The organism is Chryseobacterium sp. YIM B08800, from assembly GCF_026163565.1.
Classification (GTDB): Bacteria; Bacteroidota; Bacteroidia; order Flavobacteriales; family Weeksellaceae; genus Chryseobacterium.
This window is the reverse complement of the sequence record NZ_JAPDKN010000003.1, coordinates 64,232-86,862: the sequence shown is the minus strand read 5'-3', so window position 1 is coordinate 86,862 and position 22,631 is coordinate 64,232. Positions and strand designations below refer to the sequence as shown.

Annotated in this window: 24 protein-coding genes and 1 pseudogene; 19 read left to right on the top strand and 6 right to left on the bottom strand. The window is 34.6% G+C overall.

Translation table 11 applies throughout. The features are described 5' to 3' along the window. The 9 genes from nrfD (at nt 1) to ribH (ending at nt 8,279) form a co-directional block, all read left to right on the top strand. Nucleotides 1-1,398, top strand: a complete 1,398-nt coding sequence (nrfD, locus tag OEW74_RS01820) for an NrfD/PsrC family molybdoenzyme membrane anchor subunit (protein ID WP_074230687.1) — start codon at nt 1-3, stop codon at nt 1,396-1,398. Continuing rightward, nucleotides 1,385-1,906, top strand: coding sequence for a DUF3341 domain-containing protein (locus tag OEW74_RS01815; protein WP_210148558.1), 522 nt, complete (start codon nt 1,385-1,387; stop codon nt 1,904-1,906). Before nrfD ends, OEW74_RS01815 begins: the two co-directional genes overlap by 14 nt. Beyond that, nucleotides 1,899-2,591 carry a c-type cytochrome gene (locus tag OEW74_RS01810; RefSeq protein WP_265426856.1) on the top strand — a complete coding sequence of 231 codons (693 nt, stop codon included), beginning with the start codon at nt 1,899-1,901 and terminating at the stop codon, nt 2,589-2,591. The genes OEW74_RS01815 and OEW74_RS01810 overlap by 8 nt, the downstream gene beginning before the upstream one ends. 8 nt (nt 2,592-2,599) lie before the next feature. After that, nucleotides 2,600-3,931 (top strand): quinol:cytochrome C oxidoreductase, encoded by a 1,332-nt coding sequence (locus tag OEW74_RS01805; RefSeq protein WP_265426855.1) that lies wholly within the window; start codon nt 2,600-2,602, stop codon nt 3,929-3,931. Between the two features lie 154 nt (nt 3,932-4,085). Then, on the top strand, nt 4,086-5,105 hold the full coding sequence (locus OEW74_RS01800) for a hypothetical protein (RefSeq protein ID WP_265426854.1): 1,020 nt from the start codon (nt 4,086-4,088) through the stop codon (nt 5,103-5,105). A gap of 52 nt (nt 5,106-5,157) precedes the next feature. Then, entirely contained in the window at nt 5,158-6,348 is a 1,191-nt protein-coding gene (locus OEW74_RS01795) for a hypothetical protein (RefSeq protein ID WP_265426853.1), read from the top strand. 3 nt (nt 6,349-6,351) lie between these two features. Further along, a complete protein-coding gene (locus tag OEW74_RS01790; protein WP_265426852.1) occupies nt 6,352-6,888 on the top strand; it encodes an adenine phosphoribosyltransferase in 537 nt (178 codons plus the stop codon). 161 nt (nt 6,889-7,049) lie between these two features. Continuing rightward, on the top strand, nt 7,050-7,760 hold the full coding sequence (locus OEW74_RS01785) for a tetratricopeptide repeat protein (RefSeq protein WP_265426851.1): 711 nt from the start codon (nt 7,050-7,052) through the stop codon (nt 7,758-7,760). Nucleotides 7,761-7,763: 3 nt separating this feature from the next. Then, on the top strand, nt 7,764-8,279 hold the full coding sequence (gene ribH / locus OEW74_RS01780) for a 6,7-dimethyl-8-ribityllumazine synthase (RefSeq protein ID WP_074230679.1): 516 nt from the start codon (nt 7,764-7,766) through the stop codon (nt 8,277-8,279). A 33-nt stretch (nt 8,280-8,312) separates the two neighbouring features. Here the strand turns inward: ribH and OEW74_RS01775 are convergent, their stop codons facing one another. From OEW74_RS01775 to OEW74_RS01765, 3 genes are read right to left on the bottom strand one after another with little or no spacing between them, the layout of a single operon-like run. Beyond that, on the bottom strand, nt 8,313-9,473 hold the full coding sequence (locus OEW74_RS01775) for a glutathionylspermidine synthase family protein (RefSeq protein ID WP_265426850.1): 1,161 nt from the start codon (nt 9,471-9,473) through the stop codon (nt 8,313-8,315). 5 nt (nt 9,474-9,478) lie between these two features. Next, nucleotides 9,479-9,811 carry a hypothetical protein gene (locus OEW74_RS01770; protein ID WP_265426849.1) on the bottom strand — a complete coding sequence of 111 codons (333 nt, stop codon included), beginning with the start codon at nt 9,809-9,811 and terminating at the stop codon, nt 9,479-9,481. Next, on the bottom strand, nt 9,811-10,137 hold the full coding sequence (locus tag OEW74_RS01765) for a hypothetical protein (RefSeq protein WP_265426848.1): 327 nt from the start codon (nt 10,135-10,137) through the stop codon (nt 9,811-9,813). The genes OEW74_RS01770 and OEW74_RS01765 overlap by 1 nt, the downstream gene beginning before the upstream one ends. Before the next feature lie 66 nt (nt 10,138-10,203). Here OEW74_RS01765 and OEW74_RS01760 point away from each other — a divergent pair, with 66 nt between their 5' ends. Further along, nucleotides 10,204-11,064, top strand: coding sequence for a neutral zinc metallopeptidase (locus tag OEW74_RS01760; protein WP_265426847.1), 861 nt, complete (start codon nt 10,204-10,206; stop codon nt 11,062-11,064). 37 nt (nt 11,065-11,101) lie between these two features. Here the strand turns inward: OEW74_RS01760 and OEW74_RS01755 are convergent, their stop codons facing one another. After that, entirely contained in the window at nt 11,102-11,938 is an 837-nt protein-coding gene (locus tag OEW74_RS01755; protein ID WP_265426846.1) for a GLPGLI family protein, read from the bottom strand. A 145-nt stretch (nt 11,939-12,083) separates the two neighbouring features. Here OEW74_RS01755 and OEW74_RS01750 point away from each other — a divergent pair, with 145 nt between their 5' ends. From OEW74_RS01750 to OEW74_RS01720, 7 genes and pseudogenes are all read left to right on the top strand, one after another. After that, entirely contained in the window at nt 12,084-12,413 is a 330-nt protein-coding gene (locus OEW74_RS01750; RefSeq protein ID WP_265426845.1) for a HesB/IscA family protein, read from the top strand. 86 nt (nt 12,414-12,499) lie between these two features. Further along, complete coding sequence (gene sufB, locus OEW74_RS01745; RefSeq protein ID WP_265426844.1) at nt 12,500-13,948, top strand: Fe-S cluster assembly protein SufB; 1,449 nt, start codon at nt 12,500-12,502, stop codon at nt 13,946-13,948. A gap of 139 nt (nt 13,949-14,087) precedes the next feature. After that, nucleotides 14,088-14,473: pseudogene (locus tag OEW74_RS19665) on the top strand (GxxExxY protein). A 118-nt stretch (nt 14,474-14,591) separates the two neighbouring features. Next, nucleotides 14,592-15,335: a Fe-S cluster assembly ATPase SufC gene (gene sufC, locus OEW74_RS01735; RefSeq protein WP_265426843.1), complete on the top strand. Its 744-nt coding sequence runs from the start codon at nt 14,592-14,594 to the stop codon at nt 15,333-15,335. A 36-nt stretch (nt 15,336-15,371) separates the two neighbouring features. Continuing rightward, nucleotides 15,372-15,806: an SRPBCC domain-containing protein gene (locus OEW74_RS01730; RefSeq protein WP_265426842.1), complete on the top strand. Its 435-nt coding sequence runs from the start codon at nt 15,372-15,374 to the stop codon at nt 15,804-15,806. Between the two features lie 50 nt (nt 15,807-15,856). Further along, on the top strand, nt 15,857-17,164 hold the full coding sequence (sufD, locus tag OEW74_RS01725; protein WP_265426894.1) for a Fe-S cluster assembly protein SufD: 1,308 nt from the start codon (nt 15,857-15,859) through the stop codon (nt 17,162-17,164). Between the two features lie 127 nt (nt 17,165-17,291). Beyond that, on the top strand, nt 17,292-18,320 hold the full coding sequence (locus OEW74_RS01720) for a hypothetical protein (RefSeq protein WP_265426841.1): 1,029 nt from the start codon (nt 17,292-17,294) through the stop codon (nt 18,318-18,320). 48 nt (nt 18,321-18,368) lie between these two features. Here OEW74_RS01720 and OEW74_RS01715 read toward each other — a convergent pair whose 3' ends face one another. Together OEW74_RS01715 and OEW74_RS01710 are read right to left on the bottom strand one after the other, a co-directional pair. Further along, nucleotides 18,369-19,292 carry a DUF3078 domain-containing protein gene (locus tag OEW74_RS01715; protein ID WP_265426840.1) on the bottom strand — a complete coding sequence of 308 codons (924 nt, stop codon included), beginning with the start codon at nt 19,290-19,292 and terminating at the stop codon, nt 18,369-18,371. Between the two features lie 207 nt (nt 19,293-19,499). Next, the gene (locus OEW74_RS01710) at nt 19,500-20,432 is read right to left on the bottom strand and encodes a DUF3078 domain-containing protein (RefSeq protein ID WP_265426839.1); all 933 of its coding nucleotides are present in this window, start codon (nt 20,430-20,432) and stop codon (nt 19,500-19,502) included. Nucleotides 20,433-20,631: 199 nt separating this feature from the next. Here OEW74_RS01710 and OEW74_RS01705 point away from each other — a divergent pair, with 199 nt between their 5' ends. Beyond that, complete coding sequence (locus OEW74_RS01705; RefSeq protein WP_265426838.1) at nt 20,632-21,399, top strand: rhomboid family intramembrane serine protease; 768 nt, start codon at nt 20,632-20,634, stop codon at nt 21,397-21,399. 35 nt (nt 21,400-21,434) lie between these two features. Then, nucleotides 21,435-22,544, top strand: coding sequence for a DNA-processing protein DprA (gene dprA / locus OEW74_RS01700; RefSeq protein ID WP_265426893.1), 1,110 nt, complete (start codon nt 21,435-21,437; stop codon nt 22,542-22,544). The last annotated feature ends 87 nt before the right edge of the window (nt 22,545-22,631 follow it).

The following is a 22,631-nucleotide window of genomic DNA, read 5'->3' as shown; positions in this document are numbered from 1 at the left end:
ATGTCAGGACATTACGAAGCTCCGATAAGGGAACCTCTGATTATTGGTCACAAAACTTATCACGATATCACAGAAGATATTGCACGACCTATCGAAGAAAGAGCAGGTAAACTATGGTGGATCTCACTATACGCAGCCTTAGTTCTTTTCATCTACGGATTCGGCTGTATCGCTTATACTATCGGAACAGGTATTGGAGCATGGGGGCTTAACAGAACTATTAACTGGGGTTGGGATATTACCAACTTCGTATGGTGGGTAGGTATCGGTCACGCCGGAACCCTAATCTCAGCAGTATTATTATTATTTAGACAACGTTGGAGAATGTCTGTAAACCGTTCTGCGGAAGCAATGACAATCTTCGCAGTTGTACAGGCAGCAATCTTCCCGCTTATTCACATGGGTAGAGTTTGGGTAGGATATTGGGTATTTCCTCTTCCTAACCAATTTGGTTCACTTTGGACTAACTTCAACTCTCCTCTACTTTGGGACGTATTTGCAATCTGTACGTATTTCTCTGTATCAACAGTATTCTGGTTTATCGGGTTGATTCCTGACTTTGCTATGATCAGAGACAGAGCTAAAACTCCTTGGACTAAGAAAATCTATACGCTACTATCTTTCGGATGGGGTGGAAAAGCAAAACACTGGCAGAGATTTGAAGAAGTATCTTTGGTATTGGCAGGTTTGGCAACTCCACTTGTATTCTCAGTACACACTACGGTATCTTTTGACTTCGCAACTTCAGTTATTAAAGGATGGCACTCTACGATCTATCCTCCTTACTTCGTTGCTGGAGCAATCTTCTCAGGATTTGCAATGGTACAAACACTATTGTTAATTGCTAGAAAAGTTTGTCACTTGGAAGATTACATCACTATGTATCATATCGAAATTATGAACATCGTAATCGTTCTTACAGGTGGTATGGTAACTGTAGCTTATGCTACTGAATATTTTATCGGATGGTATTCTGGTTCAAGATATGAAGACTTTACATACCTTTCTCCAGGTGCTGCAGTAGGACCTTATTGGTGGGCATTCTGGGCATTGATTATCTGTAACCTTGTTATTCCGGCTTTGTTCTGGTTTAAGAGAATCAGAACTAATATTATTGCAACATTTATCATTGCATTAATTATCAACATCGGTATGTGGTTTGAGCGTTTCGACATCATCGTAATTAACCTTTCAAGAGATTACTTGCCTGGTTCTTGGACAATGTTTAAACCAACCATTATTGACGTAGGTGTATATTTAGGTACAATCGGATTCTTCTCTGTATTATTCTTATTATACGCAAGAACATTCCCTGTAATTGCACAGGCAGAATTAAAATCGATCTTGAAAATCTCAGGTGAAACTTATAAAGTAAAAGAAGGAGATGAGCACCACTAAAATTGTATACGGACTTTATGCTGACGACGACGATTTAATGAACGGCGTTAAAGCATTCAACGATAAAGGAATTGCAATAAACGAAGTTTATACCCCATTTCCTGTTCACGGGCTAGATAAAGCTTTAGGTTTAAGAAAAACAAGAATTTCTGATGCTGCATTTATCTATGCATTATATGGTGTGAGTATTGGTATTACAGTTACTTGGTATATCATGAATCATGACTGGGCTCAAAATATTGGTGGTAAACCATCTTACAGCTGGGTAGACAACTTCCCTGCTTTTATTGACCCAATGTTTGAATTGATGGTATTCTGTGCGGCTCACATGATGTCTCTTACTTTCTTTGTAAGAAATAAAATGTATCCAGGAGCTCCTGCACAAAACCCAGATCCAAGGACTACAGATGATAAATTTCTTATGGAATTTGTAACTGAAGATGTAGAATCTGTAAAGCAGTTGCTTATTGAAACAGGAGTAGAAGAAATAACTGTTAAAGATGCTTAAAATGAAAAAGAATGTATTAAAAATTACAGCAATTTTAGGTTTAACTACAGTTTTACTTAATTCTTGCGGACCGAATGAAAATGCACCTTTAGTATATTTCCCGGATATGTATTTCCCAGTGGCATACGATCCGTTGATGAAAGCTCAGGATGCTTATTCAGATCATGAAAATGAAATTCCTGCATTTGTAAGAAACAACGGTGCAACTGGCCTTGCTCCTGTAGAAGGTTCAGTAGCTCAAAATAAAGACGGAGTATTTGAAGAAGGTAAACTTCCTAAAACTCCGGACGAATATAACGCAGGTTATGATGCTTCAAAAGCAATAAGCGCTTCTCCTCTTAATCCTGCTAATGCAGCTAAAGATATAGAAAGAGGTAAAATGCTTTTTGATCGTACTTGTTCAGCTTGTCACGGAACTGGTGGTGACGGACAAGGACCAATCGTACAAAGCGGAGCATATTCTGGTGTACCAAATTATGCAGACAGAGAAATCACTGTAGGATCTGTACATTATGTATTAACAAATGGTAGAAACGCAATGGGTTCTTATGCAGGACAGCTAAACCCTGGAGACAGATGGAGAGTGGCAATGTATGTAATGAGTGCTTTCAAAAAAAGCGCAGCTCCGGCTCCCGCAGCAACAGCAGCGACAGCAACAACTGAGACTACCGAAACTAAAAAATAAGAAAAGAAATGTATAGTTTTTCACCAAAATTAAAATCAACTTCTATTATCCTTCTTGTTGTAGGTTTAGTTTTATTTGCTGCAGGTTTCTTTTTAAATAAAGGAATTACTACAGAAAAAATAGAACACATGATGGAGGCAGTTCATTCTGCTGGTCATGATGCTCCTACACATTCAAGCGAAATGGTAGGACCTCAAGATCATGCTGCTCATTTAGAGCACGCAGAAATGCAGGTTCACAATCAGCCATTAGCTTCAATTCATTTTGTAGCAGTATTTTTCTTCGGAGTAAGCTGTTGTGTATTGTTCTTTTACTGTATTCAGCATGCTGCTCACGCAGGTTGGCCAATTATTATCACGAGAGTGATGGAAGCTATTGCTTCTTACATTCCTTGGGGTGGTGCTATTTTAATTATCTTAATGATTCTTAATATCACGCACAACGGTCACCTTTTCCACTGGATGGATCCTGAAGTAACAAAAGAAGGTTCTGCACACTTTGATGTTATCTTATTTGAAAAGAAAATATTCTTAAATATTCCTTTCTACGCAGTAAGAACAATTATTTATACATTTGGAGCTTCTTTCTTCGCATGGAAACTAAAAGCTCAGTCTAAAAAAGTAGACGATACAAAATCTTTGGTTGAGTATCAGTTCCTTTACAGATGGGCAGTAGGATATATCGCATTCTTCGGTTTTGCTTCTGCAGCTTGGGCTTGGGATTGGTTGATGTCTATTGACCCTCACTGGTATTCTACAATGTATATTTGGTATTCAATGGTTAGCTGCCTTTCAAGTGGTATTGCGGTAATCATTTTATTAAGTGTATATCTTAAGAAAAATGGTTTCTTACCTCAGTTCAACGACAATCACTTGCACGATTTAGGAGTTTTCCTTTTCGCTACAAGCATGCTTTGGACGTACACTTGGTTTGCACAGTTCATGTTGTATTGGTATGCAAACATTCCGGAAGAAGTAAATTATTTCTTCGGAAGATTTGAGCACTACTCTCCTACTTTCTTACCAATGCTTGTTGTAAACTTCTTATTGCCTTTATTGGTATTAGTAAGTAGCAGCATCAAGAGAAATTACAAAGTAGTAACAACAATGGCTGTAGTAGTAATCTTGGGTCACCTTTTAGATTATTTCAACATGGTAATGCCAGGAACAGTAGGACCTTACTGGAATACTCCGGAAGTTTTCTTATTAGTATTGGGTGCTATTTTATTCATCGCAGGATTGTTTATGTTTACAGTGCTTTCAGCATTAGCTAAATTGAAACTGATTCCTACAGGAAACCCTTACTTACACGAATCTGAAATTTATGAGTATCCTTTCTAAGGACTTGTAACAAGATAAACTTTAAAAAGACTGATTTTAATAATCAGTCTTTTTTTTTTGCCATAATTATTAGACCCTTAAAATACAAGGCAACCATTTCAAAAATATTTCGTCTTATGAATAGACTTTATGCTTATCTTTTAAATTAAAAACTATGAAAAAAACTTTTCTTTTAAACTTTCTGTTGATCATTCTATTCAATGTACTCAATGCACAAAGCATTACTTTCCTTTCAGAAAAAACAGATGCACCACTTCCTAAAGTTTCGGTATTTGGAAAAAACGGAAATATTCTGGCAACATCAGACATTGATGGGAAAATTGAGAAATCAGCACTTTCCCCCGAACAGGAAAAATTTCAGTTGGTCTATGATAACATTTCTATTGCCACTTTATCATTTAACGAAATCAATAAAGATGTTGTAAAGCTAAATGACAGAGTAAAAGATATCGAAATGGTTGTCATTAAAAATAATAAACCAGCGAAATATGTTTTGGTAAAAGGAAATTTTAATGCTTATCTCACCGTAAATGGTAAACTAAACTGTTACTTAGATGGAATAGCTACTTATGTTTTTGATAACAAAACAAAAAAATTGAAAAGCACAAACGTACAGCAATATAGAGTTTTCAGATTAGAAAATCCGTCAAACGACAGAAAACAAACCGGACTTCTAGATTACAATGCATTTTTAGACCTTCCTAAATTACCAAATGTTGGAAATATTGAAGAATACAAAAACAAAAAAGCCGTAATCAAAGAATTGAAAGGAAAAACAAAAGACGAAATAGAAATCAGCGGAAGTGCTTTACAGGAAAAAGAAATGGCTCTTTTTGGATACAGACTTTACGATATAAAAGCATTAGTTAATCATTCTTATGAAAAAGACTCCAAAAAAGATTTGAGAGATTTCTTAGAATCAAACGAGATCGGTTATATTAAATTTAAACATAAAAGCGAACCCGATTACAACCAACTTATTTCTTATAAAAACTTTTATCCTACAGAATTAGATTTCAGTGATGATAGTGATGTTGAAGGAAAAGTGAAACTAAACAAAAACAACAGCAACTATTCATCAAATTATTGGCAGGATGCGTCTTTTCCAAATATGCAGGCAATTTTCAGCTCATTCTTTAAAGATGATTTAAAAGAAAAAGAAAACAAAAAATAAAAAATAAGTTTTAATAAAGGTTTTAGTAAATTTGCCATAAACCATAATTAAAATGAAAAAGTTTTCTTTTCTACTCATCTTCAGCTTGTTGCTTTTTACAGCATGCAAAAAAGATCATGTAGATGCGACTACGACGCAGACTTTACAGTCGAGTATCAATGATATGGCGTCTGGTCTTACCACCATTAAGCAGATAAAATTTAATGAAGCGCTTTATATTCTTAAAACTTTCGGTGTAGAAGCGGAAGGTGATGTAAACGAGTTGAAAGCACTTGGTCAATTGATTAACGGCAAAAAAGTGCCTGAAATTTTGGCTTTGGCAGATCAGGTAGCGCAACAAAACGGTATCGAATGGGCAAGTACGGCTCCGCCTTCATTAGGAGAAATGAATATCTTCGGCGATGAAACTGCTAAAGAAAGCGATCCGAATGATGTAAGAGCAAGCTCATTAAGCATTCTTACCCAACTTTCAGGAGACACTGGAAATGGACCAACTATGATGCAAATCGTTCCAAGATTGGTTGACAATGCAGGAAATCCTATTGCGTTTACAGGTGCCGGTTTAGAAACAACTTTAGAAGTTTTCAGCAACGGTGTAAAGCTTTCAACAGCTAAAAACCTAATGCAGGATAATAACTTCAAAGGTTTTAGTCTTAAATTTTCATCTTTATTGGCTTCAAAAATTGTTGATAATAAAATTGATATTACCGTTTCTGTAAAAACCACAGCGAAGACTTTCAAAATGTCGAAAATTGGTTTAGATGTAAATCCTTCAGCTTTAAAAGTGCCTGAAGTACCAAAAACTGACTCTACAATGATTGACCAAGATCCAAGTGCGGTAATTGACCCAAATAATCCGACAACGCCGCCAACAACAGGAACGGATCCTACGACAACAACTCCAACTCAGCCGAAACAACCGACTGCAGACCCTAAAAATACGGTAAGCAAGTTTTTAAATAATGTAAGTTCACAAAACTTAAAAGCAGCCTTCGATTCTTCAAGCAACCCAAGTTGGGGATCTTATGAATCTTTTTCAAACCCTACTTCAGGTTTTGGAGCTGTAAAAAATGTAAGTGTTAAAAATATTACAACAAACGGAACCAGTACAAACGCATCAAGTGTTAATGCAACATACGATGTGACCGATAAAAACGGAAAAACAACCTCTTTAAAGGTGACTTTCGGTCTTAAAAATGTAAACGGAGAATGGAAAATCTCAAGTTATAAGATCAATCCTTAAAATATGGCATCTCAGGAACTCATCAAAAAGCTGGAAGCAACCATAGAAAATATTCCTGATTTTCCGATTCCGGGAATTCAGTTTAAAGATATTTCACCTATTTTTCTTAATCCAAAATTGTATGAAGAAGTAATCGAAGATCTGGTAAAATTCAGCAGAGGAAAAGTAGATGCTGTTTGCGGAATTGAAAGCCGCGGCTATCTTTTCGGGATTGCGATTGCAGTAGCTTTGGAAGTTCCATTTATTTTGATCAGAAAAAAAGGAAAACTTCCACCACCGATTATTTCAGAAAAATATGATCTGGAATATGGAAGCGCAGAAATAGAAACCAGAGAAGGACAAATAAAAAAAGGACAACGAATTTTAATTCATGATGATCTTTTAGCAACGGGAGGAACAACCGAAGCAGCAGCAAAATTGGTAGAAAAACAAGGCGCAGAAGTCGTTCAGTTCAGTTTTTTAATCGGTTTGAAAGATTTAAAAGGTGACGAAAAACTTAAGAAGTTTAATGCTGAAATCTATCATACTTTAGAATATTAAATTTAAAACAGAGAGTTTGAATTAAATCAAAAAATAACAATTCTCTAATAACAATTCACAATATTTACAAGTCTTTCATTCTCTTTTATTAATAATACAGATAAAGATTTTGTAAATCACTCAGAAACAATTAAATTTGCAATTCAATTTTTTAAGAATTTATGGCAAAATTGGGAAAAAATGCTCCAAATGAGCAAGAAGGTAAAGAAACAGTGGAATTCTTTAAAGACCTTGACAGAGAGGCTTTAAACACAGAAAGATTCCTGGAAAAATATCAGAAACCATTAAGCATTGCTTTTGGGGCTGTTGTTTTGGGAGTTTTAGGCTTTTTCGGATACCAGCAATTTGTGGTAGCTCCAAAGAATGCTGAAGCTGTAAAAACTTATTTAGCTGCACAAAAAAACCTTACAGAAGGTAAAGATAAAGAAGCTCTAGGTGGAAAATCTGCAGCTAACCCTGGATTTTTAGGAACTTATAACGAATATTCTTCTACGAAAGTGGGTAAACTTTCTGCTTACAACGCAGGTTTATTAAAACTAAAAGAAGGAAAGTTTCAGGAAGCTCACGATCTTTTAGACAAATTTTCTTCTGATAACAAAACATTAATGGCAATGAAGTTTGGCGCAATGGCAGATGCTAAATCTGGTCTTAATAAAAATGACGAAGCTTTAGCATTATTAGACAAAGCTGCTTCAGCTTCTGATGATCCTTATACTTCTTATTATTTCACAAGAAAAGCAGGGATTGTAGCTTTAGGAATGAAGAAAAATGCAGAAGCTAAAAAATACTTTGCAACCATCGACGAAAAATATCAGGACTACGACAACGGAATGTCTGATTCTTATATCGAAATGACTAAATATTTAAATTAAAACATGGCAACAGTTAATCTTTCAGATTACAAGCCACTTAATATAACCAATGCCGAAGATTTTTCTATCGGCATTGTTTTTTCTGAGTGGAATGACTTTGTAACTTACAATCTACGCGATGCAGCTTTAGAGATCCTTGAAAAAGAAGGAGTAAAAGCTGAAAATATAAAACAGTTTTCGGTTCCGGGAGCTTTTGAATTAAATTACGCAAGCATGCAGCTTTGCAAAGAACGAAAGTTTGATGCGGTAATTGCAATCGGATGCGTCATCAGAGGAGAAACTCCTCATTTTGATTTCGTTTGTGATGCAGTGGCACAAGGAATTAAAGACTGTAATATTCTAACCGACACTCCAACTATTTTCTGTGTTTTGACAGATGATACAAAAGAGCAATCAATCGCAAGAAGCGGTGGTGATCTAGGAAATAAAGGTGTTGAAGCAGCAGTAACCGCTTTAAGCATGATCAATTTTAAAAGAAACCTTTCTGATAAAAAAGGAAACATTGGTTTCGGAAATTAAGATCTGAATCTATTGAAATAAAAAAGGAGCTTTTTACAGCTCCTTTTCTTGTATGTAAGTTTTGTTTGAATCTATCAAATGAGGAATAAACCTGCTTTGGTTGTTGGTAATCAAATGCACGCTTTCTCTGATGCCAATTCCGGCAGATTCTTGCCCGATCACCCAACTTCCGATGACAGGATAATTTCCATCAAAATTGGGGAGTTCAAATAATTGCTGATAAATAAAACCTTCTTTGCCATAATCGCCTTGATTCTCTTCTATCGCCACATTATTTTTAAATAAACTTACGTTGGCTCCTTCTCTTGAATAAATCGGCTTTTTAACGAAATCTTTCAAATGTTTCGGTTCAAAATAACATTCCATCAAATACGGATGATTAGGAAATAATTCCCAAAGAATCGGCAAAATAGCTTTTGAGGAAAGAAGTATTTTCCAGGCAGGTTCCATCCACTGAGATCTGAAATTATTACGGATCAATTTCTCACCAAAACCATCTTCCAGAATCCATTCGTAAGGGTATAATTTAAAAATATATTCCATAATGGTTTTGTCTCCGGCAATGAATTCTTCAATATCTTCTGCCCAACCAATATCTTGGATAGGAATAAATTCTGTTTCGAAACCTGCTTGTGTAGCACAATCCCGTAAATATTCCACATTGGTCACGTCTTCAATATTCGTTAATGAAGCAAAATAAATGTAATGTGGATTCATGTATTTTTTAAGATACTTCCAATAATCAACCAGCTTTTCATGAATAGAATTGAACTGATCTTTGTATGGAAACATTTCCTGCAACCAATACCATTGAATGACCGAAGCTTCGTATAAAGAGGTCGGCGTGTCTGCATTAAACTCGAGAAGCTTCAAATTTTCACCATCAAAACCAAAATCAAACCTCCCGTAAATCGAAGGATGATCTTCTTCCCAGCTTGTAATAATATAATTTCTAAACGATTCCGGAATATTAAATTTGTCCCAAAGATTTTTTTCAATAATATAATCTACAGCTTGAAGACACATCTGCCACAGTTCGGTCGTTGCATTTTCTATTTTGTTGATTTCATCAGATGAAAATCCGTAATAATGACTTTCATCCCAGTAAAGCCCTTCCAAAGAATGATAGCCAAAGCCGAGGTTTTCAAGTTTATGTTCCCAATTTTTTCGGAATTGTGATTGTATTCTTTTCATAATATCTAAGATGATGCTCTGAAACCACTTCTCCCTAATCCTCCTCTCACTACATTCCCTTTATAAGAACTTCTTCCTATATTAGATTTTGCGCTGATTGCATCGCTGTAATATCCCGCTTTTTGATAAGCACCATTGCTGTATGCTCCATAAGGTCGGAATGCATGATACAACAAAAAACCAGTCATAAAACCATGCGATCTGGAATAAGATGCAGTAGTATCTGATCTCATGTAAACCTTTTTCTCTTTATCCCATTGATTTTTTGGCTTTTCCTGCGAACAGGCAGCAAGAATTCCCGTGACGAAAAGTAATTTTATAGAACTAGACTTTTTCATTACTGAACGGTTATATAAAATTCGTAGTCCTTTTTCACTTTAGCATTATGCTCATTTCCGGCTTCATCTTCCACAGTCTGCAATGTATCTCCCAAACTCGGAATAGTATCTCTTTTTATAATTTCTTTAAAGAGTTTATTGTTTTTCCAGATCTTATGTTTTGTTACTAAAACATCTGCCGTATCGATGTGCTGCACAGAAAGTTCGGTTTCGATTGACGATTTCTTATCAATATCTTTTACTTCATCTTCCTTATATTCACTATCGCTACAAGCTGTAATACTCATTAGACTAAAAAACAAAAGAGTAATTTGAATTTTTCTCACTTTAATTGTAATTTTTGACAAAAATATTATTTAAAATTTTAAATTTACATATAAAAATAACAAACAATGAAATGGACAGACGATAGAAGTACAAATGTAGACGACAGGCGTGCTTCAGGCGGTAGCGGAGGTGCAATTGTTGGTGGCGGATTAGGCACAATAATTATCGCTGCTATTGTATTTTTCTTGGGTGGTGATCCTTCTGCAATTCTTTCTTCAGGAGCTTCAAATACCGGAGCGCAGACTGAGCAAAGAGAGCTTACAGAAACTGACAAAAAAATTGGTGAGATGATCAAAATGATTACCGCCGAAAACGAAGAAACCTGGACTAAAGTTTTCACTGAAAACGGTCTTCAATATCGACCGGCAAGAGTCGTTTTATTCAGAAGCAACACAGATTCGGGATGTGGATTGGCACAATCTGCAATGGGTCCGTTTTATTGTCCGACAGATCAGTCTGTTTATATGGATATGAGTTTCTTTAATGAATTGCAAGAAAAATTTGGTGCAAAAGTAACCGAATTTACAGTAGCTTATGTAATGGCTCACGAAATGGGACACCACATACAAAACCTTATGGGAACTTTAAATGAAACCGATAAAGCAAGACGTAGCGGAAGATATTCTGAAGCACAGCTTAATCAGATCTCTGTAGCAACAGAACTTCAGGCAGATTTTTATGCCGGACTTTGGTCTAGAATTACGGGTGACAGAGAAAAATCATTTATAGAGCCTGGAGATTTAGAGTCAGCAATCAATGCAGCAGAAGCTGTTGGTGACGATAATATCCAGAAAAGATCACAAGGTTATGTAAATCAGGAAAGTTTTACTCATGGCTCATCGGCACAGCGTAAAGAATGGTTTATGAAAGGATATAATTCCGGAGACATCAAACAAGGCGACACTTTTAGTCAACTTTTAAGATAAAAAAAGGTCTGAAGAAATTTCTTCAGACCTTTTTGTTTTATTTTAGTTCGATAGGATTGCTGTTTCGTTTTGCCTCTTCTTTTGCTCTTTCTTCCATTCGCTTTCTCATATCTGCCGGATTTTGATTTCCACCGCCGCCAATTCTCATTGGAGCAGAAATTCCTCCGCCTCCACGTTGGCTACTCATAAAAGAAGCAGGATCGGTTTTATATTTTTCCTGTTGTTTTACATAATCCGTTCTTTTTACTTTCATAACGTTTCCAAATGTAACCATTTCCGGAAAGTCAGAAATTTTATAGTTTTTCATTAAATCGAAAGAATAATCTCCGGTAGAATCTTCCGCCTTTACAACCAAACCGGGAAGCCCGCTGAATTTATAAGGTCCATCCTGATAAGGAAGATCTGTGGTAAACCAAGCAGTCCATTTTCTTCCGCCAAAATCCGTTTCCGCTTTTTGTACTTTATAATCACCAATTTTTGTGGTTTCAGATAAAATTTTCCAGTTCAGAGGTCGATCTTCTTCGTAAGAATATTGATCTCTACCCAAACGGTCTTTGTAGATTATCTTTTGATTTTTCTTATCTTTTTCGATAGAATAATTAATATTCGTTCTCAAACCCTCCATTTGTTCTCTGTTAAAACCTCTCGCTCCTCCACTTTGAAAGTTGGCTTTCATTACAGAATCTCTTTTAATTCTATTTTCAGAATAGAACATTGATTTTTCTGCCGAAATGTCTAAATAAGCATTTTCAGTTTTAATATCACTTTTATTATTGATATCCGGTTTTGAGGTTACCTGATAAACAAATCTGTTGGTTTGTGCGAAAGTAGCCTGCGCAAGTAAGGCTACAGCAAGGATGCCCAATTTTTTCATTATTTTCCTGATTTATAGTTTTGATTTTAAATACACATCAAAGTTAAAGCATCGATGATAAAAATTGATAAAATAAAAACGTCGATTTTTATTTACTGATTATTGTTTGTATTTTTGCAAGATTAAATCATTCTAAATTAATACAATGATAAAGGTTTCAGATCAGGCAAAGGTAAAAGCAATTCAACTGATGACAGAAGATGGCTTTAACCCTGCTGAAGATTATATAAGAGTTGGGGTAAAAAGCGGTGGATGTTCAGGACTGGAGTATATATTAGGTTTCGACAATAAGCAAAACGAAACAGATCAGATTTTTGAAGACAACGGAATTAAAATCGTAGTCGAGAAAAAATCTATACTTTACTTGGCAGGTACCACTTTAGAATATTCCGGAGGTTTAAATGGAAAAGGATTTATTTTCAATAATCCTAATGCATCCAGAACGTGTGGTTGTGGAGAGAGTTTTAGCTTATAATTAGATACTAGATGCTAGACACTAGATTAAAGACTTTGAAAGTCTGAGATCTAATTTCTAAAATCTAATTTCTAAAAACTATTAAAATGAGTAAATATACTGAAGACGATTTAAGAGTCGACTTAGAAAATAAAAAATATGAATTTGGTTGGGAAACCAAAATCGATTACGAAGATTTCCCTACAGGTTTAAATGAAGACATTGTCCGTGCAATTTCTGCTAAAAAAGAAGAGCCGGAATGGATGACAGAATGGCGTTTGGAATCTTTCAGAATTTGGTTAAAAATGACTGAACCTACTTGGGCGAATATCAAATACGAAAAACCAGATTTTCAAGCAATAAAATATTATGCTGCGCCAAAAGCAAAGCCTGAATTGGAAAGCTTAGATCAGGTTGACCCGGAATTATTGGCAACTTTTGCAAAATTAGGAATCAATATCGAAGAACAGAAAAGACTTTCGGGTGTGGCAGTTGACATTGTTATCGATTCTGTTTCTGTAAAGACAACATTTCAGGATACGCTAGCTGAAAAAGGAATTATCTTCTGCTCAATTTCTGAGGCGATCAAAAATCACCCGGATTTGGTAAGAAAATATCTTGGAAAAGTAGTTCCGAGAGGAGATAACTTCTACGCAGCATTGAATTCTGCAGTATTTTCAGACGGAAGTTTCTGCTACATTCCAAAAGGGGTAAGATGTCCGATGGAACTTTCAACTTATTTCAGAATTAATCAGGCAGGAACAGGTCAGTTTGAAAGAACGCTTGTTATTGCAGACGAAGGAAGTTACGTTTCTTATCTGGAAGGTTGTACCGCTCCATCAAGAGACGAAAATCAGCTTCACGCGGCCGTTGTAGAATTAATTGCTTTAGATAATGCTGAAATTAAATATTCTACCGTTCAAAACTGGTATCCAGGAAATGAAGAAGGAAAAGGTGGAGTTTTCAACTTTGTAACCAAAAGAGGACTTTGCGAGTATAAAGCAAAAATTTCTTGGACGCAAGTTGAAACAGGTTCTGCTGTAACTTGGAAATATCCTTCTTGTATCTTAAAAGGTGATGGTTCAATCGGTGAGTTCTACTCTATCGCTGTAACCAACAATCATCAGTATGCCGATACTGGTACAAAGATGATCCACATTGGAAAGAATACAAAATCAACGATTATCTCTAAAGGAATTTCTGCAGGAAAATCCCAAAACTCATACAGAGGACAAGTAAAAGTAATGCCTTCTGCAAAAGGAGCGAGAAACTTCTCACAGTGTGATTCATTATTGATGGGTAACGAATGTGGAGCGCATACTTTCCCTTACATCGAGATTAAAGATCCAACTGCACAGTTAGAGCACGAAGCTACAACTTCAAAAATCGGGGAAGATCAGATTTTCTACTGTAACCAGAGAGGTATCGATACGGAAAGAGCGATTGCTTTAATTGTAAATGGTTTCAGTAAAGAAGTTTTAAATAAACTCCCAATGGAATTTGCCATTGAAGCTCAGAAATTATTAGAGATTTCTTTGGAGGGTTCTGTAGGATAATTTGATTTCTCGCAAAGTAAAACAAAGATTTTTAAAAGGCAAAACGCTTACTTTAAAGATAGACTAAGCCGCTATCGCTTAGGAAAGAAATACAATTGAAATTAATTTTTCAACTTGTATCTTTGCGAAAAACAAACAAATGACTGAAAATGAAATTTCAAAGATTGTATTTGAAAGTGGATTAAAAATTCATAGAAAATTAGGTGTCGGTTTATTTGAAACCATATATGAAGAGTGCTTATTTTATGAATTGCAGAAAACAGGATTAGTGGTCGAAAGGCAAAAATTTCTGAATATCCAATATGAAGATTGTTATTGGAAAGAGCTTTTAAAATGGATTTGCTGATTGAAAACAAAGTTGTTTTAGAAATTAAATCAGTAGAAAGTTTAAATAATTATCATGCTTTACAGCTAAAGAATTATTTAAGAATCGGAAATTTTAAATTAGGAATGCTTTTAAATTTTAATTCTCAACTTTTTAAAAACGGGGTTAAAAGAATAGCAAACAATCTTGATGAAATATAAATAATAAATTTAAAATAGTATTTCCTCGTTAAGCGTTAGCGCCTTTGTTTATCTTAAATGATTACAGAGAAGATGAATAAATCTTTGTTTAGCCTTGCGAAAAAATTATAGAAACAATATGTTAAATATCAAAAACTTACACGCTAGAATTGAAGATGGCGCACAGATATTAAAAGGTATCAATCTTGAAATAAAACCGGGTGAAGTTCATGCGATCATGGGACCAAACGGAGCCGGAAAATCTACTCTTTCTTCTGTAATTGCAGGAAAAGAAGATTATGAAGTTACTGAAGGTGAAATTTTATTTGGTGGTGAAAACATCATCGAAGATGCTCCTGAAGAAAGAGCTCACAAAGGTATTTTCCTTTCTTTTCAGTATCCTGTAGAAATTCCTGGAGTTTCTGTAACCAATTTCATCAAAGCAGCAATGAACGAAAACAGAAAAGCAAACGGATTAGAAGAAATGCCTGCAAAAGAAATGTTGGCGATGATTCGTGAGAAGTCTGAAAAATTGGGAATTAAAAAAGATTTCCTTTCAAGATCATTAAATGAAGGTTTTTCGGGAGGTGAGAAAAAAAGAAACGAAATTTTTCAAATGATGATGCTGAATCCTAAATTAGCTATTTTGGATGAAACCGATTCAGGATTGGATATTGACGCTTTGAGAATCGTTGCAGACGGTGTAAACACTTTCAAAAACGAAGGAAATGCAGTTCTTTTAATTACGCATTATCAAAGATTGCTTAATTATATTCAGCCTGATTTTGTACACGTTTTAGCGAACGGAAAAATCATCAAAACAGGCGACAAATCTTTAGCATTAGAATTAGAAGCAAAAGGTTACGACTGGCTTTTAAATTAATTCTAAAATAAATTACCGACACGGCATAAAAATAAGATGGCAAAAGAAATTAAAGTTGAAACAATCATCAAGGCAAGTCCCGAAAAAATCTGGACTATTTTGACTAATTTTGAAAGCTATCCAAATTGGAATCCGTTTGGAAAATATCTCAAGGGAAATTTTGAAGTCGGTAATAAAATAGAAGTAAAAATTGCTCCACCAGATGCAAAAACGATGGTTTTTAAGCCCACTGTTACTTCATTTGAAGAAAACAAAAAGCTGAGTTGGTTGGGTGTTTTGTTGTTCAGAGGTGTTTTTGACGGTGAACATAAGTTTGAGCTCATTGATAACAAAAACGGAACGACTACTTTAATTCAGAGCGAATATTTTGTAGGTATTTTGGTTCCGCTTTTTGCTAAGCAACTCGATATAAATACCAAGAACGGTTTCATTGCAATGAACCAAAAAATAAAAGAATTGGCGGAAGCATAAATCTTCCACAAAAAACAAATAAAATGGTGCAAACCACAGATATACCAGTAATGGCATTAAGAGAACAGATTATAGAAAATCACAGCGAATTTCTGAGCACACTTCGCCACCGTTTTTTGGATGAAAACAGAATTGAAGCTTTAGCAAAATTTGCTGCATTAGGTTTTCCTACAAAAAAAGACGAAGAATATAAATATACCAACATTAAGGAAATCATCGAGAAAGATTATAATTTTTTCCCGAAAGAGAGCCACAATATCACCAAAGAACAGCTTGATGAGTTGCATTTGGGTGAAGAAAATTTTGACTGGATTGTTTTTGTAAACGGCCAGCTTCACAAAGAGCTTTCTAAGATTTCTATTGAAAACGCAGAGTTTTTATCATTCAATTACGCTTTGAATGACGAAAATCACAAAGACGTTTTCGAGACCTATTTCAATACAATTGCGGCAAAAGATTTAGCTTTTACCAATTTAAATCAAGCTTACTGTAAATACGGATTTTTCCTAAAAGTGCCTAAAAACGTTGTGATTGAAAAGCCAATTCACGTTTTTTATCTTTCACAAAATCAGGAAGAAAACACTTTTTACAATACAAGAAATTTATTGATTGTAGAAGAAGGTGCAAAGGTTGAAGTGATTGAAAGCCACCACAATTTTGATGAAACGTATGTTTTCACCAATTCTGTGACAGAAATTTTCACATCACCGAACGCAAAAGCAGATTGGCATAAATTACAGAATGACAACGATACTTCTTATTTGGTAGATCATACGTTTGCAAAACAGGAAAGAGATAGTTTAACGACAGTAAATACTTTTTCTTTTGGCGGAAAAATCGTTAGAAACAATTTAGATTTCATTCAAAACGGATCGAATATCAATTCGTTTATGAACGGAATCACGATTATTGGTAAAGATCAGTTGGTAGATCACCACACTGCAGTTCACCATAATCAGCCAAACTGTGAAAGTTACCAGAATTATAAAGGTATTTTTAAAGATAAATCTCACGGAGTTTTCAACGGAAAAGTTTTTGTAGATAAAATTGCGCAGAAAACCAATGCTTATCAGCAAAATAACAACGTTCTTTTAAGTGAAGGCGCTACAATTGATACAAAACCTCAGTTGGAGATTTTTGCAGACGATGTGAAATGTTCTCACGGTTGTACCGTTGGACAGCTTAACGAAGATGCTTTATTCTATCTTAGAGCGAGAGGTATTTCTAAAAAAGAAGCTCAGGCTTTATTGTTATTTGCTTTCGCAAACGATGCAATGCAGAATATTGATATTGAACCTTTAAAGGAAAAAATTTCAAAGCTTTTGACAGAAAAACTGGAAGTTAGTATTGAGTTTTAATACACAAAAAGCATATATAAAAAGGGAGCACTTCGATTTGAAGTGCTCCCTTTTTTATTTTTTTTAAAATTATTTTATTGTAGCTGCAACCTTTTCGATTTTTTGCATCTTGTAAGAAAAAATAATCATGAGAATTTTACTTTTTTCTTCCATCCTTTTCCTTTTTTCTTGCAGTGGAAACGATGAGCTAACAGAAAACCAACCTAAAGAAGAGCTTCAGCCCGGATCTGCAATGAAGGGAGTATATGTAGCAGGATCTGAAAACAAACAGGCATGCTACTGGAAAGATAACGAAAAAGTTATTTTAAATGATGGCAATAATATGTTAGCTACTAAAATCTTTGTAAGTGATCATCATAGTTATGTGATTGGAAGCAGTTCGGGAGACGGAGCGGCTTACATTTGGCAGGATAATATTAAAAAGAAGCTTAGTGATTATTATAATCTTCCCGCTTCAAATAAAGTATATTTTCAGGGTGCTCATTTATACAACAACGATTTTTATCTTTTAGGAATGATACATAATCCGGATGAGCCAACTGCCAATAAATATGAAGTCTGCTACTGGAAAAACGGAATTAAAACATCGTTAATAAAACTTGACAGTCCACAAAAAATCATGCCCAGAAATATTACGGTTCGCAATAATGATGTGTATGTAGCAGTAAGCATGACACAACAATATACCTGGAATATATTAGATAACGGGTATTTTAAAAACGGTCAATATACTTCTTTAAACAAGCCTGGTTATTATCTATCCGGTGTTTACGGAGACGATAATAATCTGAAGTTAATGTATAGAAATGACGTAGCCTGTACCATAAATACGATTGATTTACTAAATAACTCAAGCTTCATTCAGGGAATATCAAATCCTTTTAAGATGTTTTTTAACAACGGAAACTCATATGTTCAGGGATTAAGCGATGTATGGAAAAACAATACTAAAATTCATGCTTCATATGACGGTGGCTATTATTATAATATTATGGATTTTGAATTAAATAAAGCCGGAACCGACAGTTACATCATCAAAGGATATGCAACTGCAAACCCATCATACACCGCAATATTCAAAAATAATGTTGAGCTAAAAAGAATGACCTACACTATTGATGTTGGTGATATGTTTGATATCTTCGTTAAAGACTAAGCAAAAAAAACACTTCCGAGGAAGTGTTTTTTTTTGATAAAGTTGAGATTATTTCTTCAGCCAAGATTGGTTATCTTTTCTTTCAGATCTTTTCACGCCGTTATCAATATTATAGGCAAAACCAACTCCCAAAGTTTGTTTCAGCTGAGTTTTCTGGATTTGATTGTGATCATACAAAACATCAACGGTAATATTGGTTGAAATAAATCTGTTGATTTTCATATTTAAAACAGCACCGTAAGACAGCACCAATCTCTCTGGATGATCGATATAATTTGAAAATACCGATCCAGTATTAATCAAACTAATATTTTCCATTAATTGCATTTTATAAATAGCCGTTCCCAAGAAACCAAACTGGAACAGCATAGAATCACCATCGTTTTTCAACCCATAAGTTCCGGCTTTTTGTAGTTCTTCATCGAGAACGAAAGTCATTCTTGCGTTGGCTGGTCTTAAAGTCATTGTGAAATTATCATTAGGTCTGTAAGTAACTCCAACACCAATATTTACAAAACCAGGAGCCATAAAATTTGAAATTTTTGCAGCTTCAGGATTATTTCCGTCTTCATAACCTGCTGCAAACTGAGATTGTAAACTCGCACCTGCAGAAAGATACCAGTTTTTCGCAAACTCTTTTCCAAAATTGGTTGATAGATTGATCACATCCTGAGTTTTTCGCGTTCCGACTCCTTTAGTATTATTTTGTCCATATCCCAAAACAATAATGTTTTCCCAAAGATATTTGCCTTTTTCGTAAGTAAGATTATAATTTACTCCGGCAAGCCATCCTACATTGTTGGCACCGCCACCTACCCAATTTGAAAAGGCAGCCTGATTGAGCATTAATGTGTTTTGAGCCTGAATAGACCACGCTTTTAAAGTATCTGTCGCAGGCGAATCTGTGTTCGCTTCCTGAGCAGAAGCATATATTCCCAGAAATATGGAAATTGGAAATAAAATTTTTCTCATGATTAATTTATTTTAAAAATGGTTTATTTTCATTTAAATAAAAAAATACATACTATTTCATACAAATCAGTATCATTTATGTTTATCTAAGGTATTAAAAATATAACTTATCTTAAACAAGATTTAAAAAAATTAAAAAAATCACAATTTTAAGCATAAAAAAAAGTAACTCAAATCTGAATTACTTTCCTGATATTTATTGTTAAATTATTTCTTTAACCACCATTGATTATCTTTTCTGGCCGAACGTTTTACCCCATTATCAATATTATACGCAAACCCGATCCCCAATGTTTGTTTCAGCTGCGTTTTTTGTATCTGATTATGATCATACATTACGTCTACCGTAACGATGGAAGAGATAAACCTATTGATTTTCATATTTAAAAGCATATTGTACGAAAGCACCATATGATCCGGTTTATCAAGATAATTTGAGAATATTGAGGCAGTATTGGTCATTTCTATATTTTCCATCAGCTTCACTTTATAGATTGCAGAACCAAGAAAACCGAGCTGCATCAGGAAAAAATCGCCATCCGACTTTAAACCATAATTTCCGGCAAGCTGAAGTTCTTTATCAAGGACAAATGTAAATCTTCCGTTGGCAGGTCTTAAAGTTACAGTAAGATTTTCGTCTGGTCTGTAAGTTATCCCTAAACCGGCATTCACATAACCCGGAGCCATAAAATTTGATATTTTTTTTGCTTCCGGATTGTTTCCGTCTTCAAAACCTCCTGAAAACTGAGAAAGCAAACTCGCTCCCGTAGAAACATACCAGCTTTTTGAAAACTGTCTACCGTAGTTTGTAGAAAAATTAAGAACATCTTGTGTTTTTCTGGTACCTATTCCTTTTGTAGTATTTTGTCCGTAGTTTAAAATAACAATATTTTCCCAAAGATGGCGGCCTTTTTCATAGGTAAGATTATAATTTGCACTTGCAAGCCAACCCACATTATTGGCTCCACCACCAACCCAGTTAGAAAAAGCTGCCTGATTAAACATTACACTATTTTTGGCAACAATAGACCAATGTCTTGGTTTTTTAATAGTATCAACTGCTGCAGAATCACTGATAATTACCTGTGCAAAAGAACTTACACTCAGATAAATAAAAAATAGCATGAAAATCTTTCTCATAAATCCAAAATTTTTACGCCACAAAAATAAGTAAAATTATTTTCAGGACATTTTTAGAAAACCCAATGCACAAATATCTTATCTGTAAATATTTCATTTTAAAATCATTACTTTTTGTCTTAAATCAATCACAATATCCAAAATCATCGCCAAAATTTCCGAAATTTATACTTGGCTTTTGATTTGACATCTTACCTGCATGATTAAAAATATAATTCACAAAAAAGCATTTACCGCTCCCTTATTAATGCTTGCTGCAATGTGGTTTGGATACCTCTTGCAGACAATGGGATTTTTCTCGAGCTGTTTCGGGGCAATTATTCCGCTTTTGCCTGAAGGTTTATTGGGAATCATAACCTCTCCCCTTTTACACGGAAGTATCGATCATATTATAGGAAACTCTATTCCGATTGCTGTGCTTATGTTTTTACTGTATCAGTTTTATTCTGAAGTCGCCACAAAAGTTTTTGTGATGGGCTGGATAAGTACCGGTCTTCTTCTTTGGCTATTGCCTCCGATTGATATTATGACAGGAGAATATAGTTACACATGCACCATTGGAGCGAGCGGTGTTGTTTATGTTTTGGCATTTTTCCTCTTTTTCAGCGGTGTTTTTAGATGGAATATGAAACTTTTAACCATCTCGCTTTTGGTTGTCTTATATTATGGAAGTCTAATCTGGGGAATATTTCCCGAAGAGCTTTTTAATAATCTTAACGAACCAAGTAAAATTTCCTGGCAGGCACATTTATCTGGCGCATTAATGGGAAGTGCTATGGCTTTTATTTTTAAAGGATCCGGAGAAAAGAAAAAAAAATATATTTGGGAATTTCCCAATTACTACAGCGAAAAAGACGATAAACTTTGGCAGGAATACAAAGAAAACCATCCCGATGATTTCCTGGAATTGCCTTATAAAAAAAATGAAGATGTTTGGGATTATTTGGAAGAATTAAGGCGAAAATAAATTGTAATTCCCTAAATTTGAATAAAATAACACAAATGTATTCTGAAGAACATCTCTATTCCATCGCTCTCCGAGAGTGTAATTTTATTGGTGATATTAATTTTTCCAAGCTTGTCCGTCGTTTTGGAACAGCAGAAAATGTTTGGAAAACTTCTAAAAAGGAACTCAGCAAAACCGACGGAATTGGTACAAAAATTATTTCAGACATTGGAAATCCTGAACATCTTAAATTTGCCGAAAAAGAACTTTCATTTTGCGAAAACAATTCCATTAAAATTAATTTGCGTCATCAGAATGATCTTCCGTTTTTATTGAATGAATGCGATGACGCTCCTGCAATACTTTATCAGAAAGGAAGTTTTGAAACCAAATTAAAAACTATAAGTTTAGTCGGAACCAGAAATATAACGTCTTACGGCAAAAAATTCATTGAAGATTTTTTTGAAGAAACAAAATCCCATCGTTTCATTTCTATTAGCGGTTTAGCTTTGGGTGTTGACAAAGAAGTTCATGAGCAATCTTTAAAGCACCAAATTCCTACCATCGGAGTTTTAGCGCATGGTTTTCATACCTTCTATCCTTCCAAAAACAAAAAACTTTCAGAAAAAATTATTGAAGAAAACGGTGGATTGTTGACCGAATTTAATTCGTCAAGAAAGCCAGATCGAGAAAATTTCATCCAAAGAAACAGGATTGTTGCCGGAATTTCTCCTGCTACGATTGTTGTAGAAACAGCATTCGGAGGCGGATCTATCAGTACTGCTACTTTTGCAAACACTTATAACAGAGATGTTTTTGCCCTTCCGGGAAGAATCGGTGACAAATATAGTCAAGGGTGCAATCATTTAATTTTTCAAAATAAAGCGACCGCAATTTCTACCATTAAAGACTTACTCGATCTGCTTGGATTTAATGATCCTAAAGAAAAAATAGAAGAGCTTTTCCCACACAGCAAAATAACCATTCAATTATCTGAAAATCAAGAATTAATATATAAAAACATTTTAAAAAACCCACACATCTCTTTAGACGATTTAGCAGAGAAAATATCGGTGTCTTCACACAAATTATTGCCTGTAATTTTAGAATTAGAGCTTTTAGGAAAAGTAAAATCGTTTTCCGGGAGACAATTTATAGCAATGTAAGAATTAACGATTTCTTAATATTTCATTATTTCATATATAACATTTAATTTTTAATAAAATTTGGTTTAAAATTATCAATTTAATAAT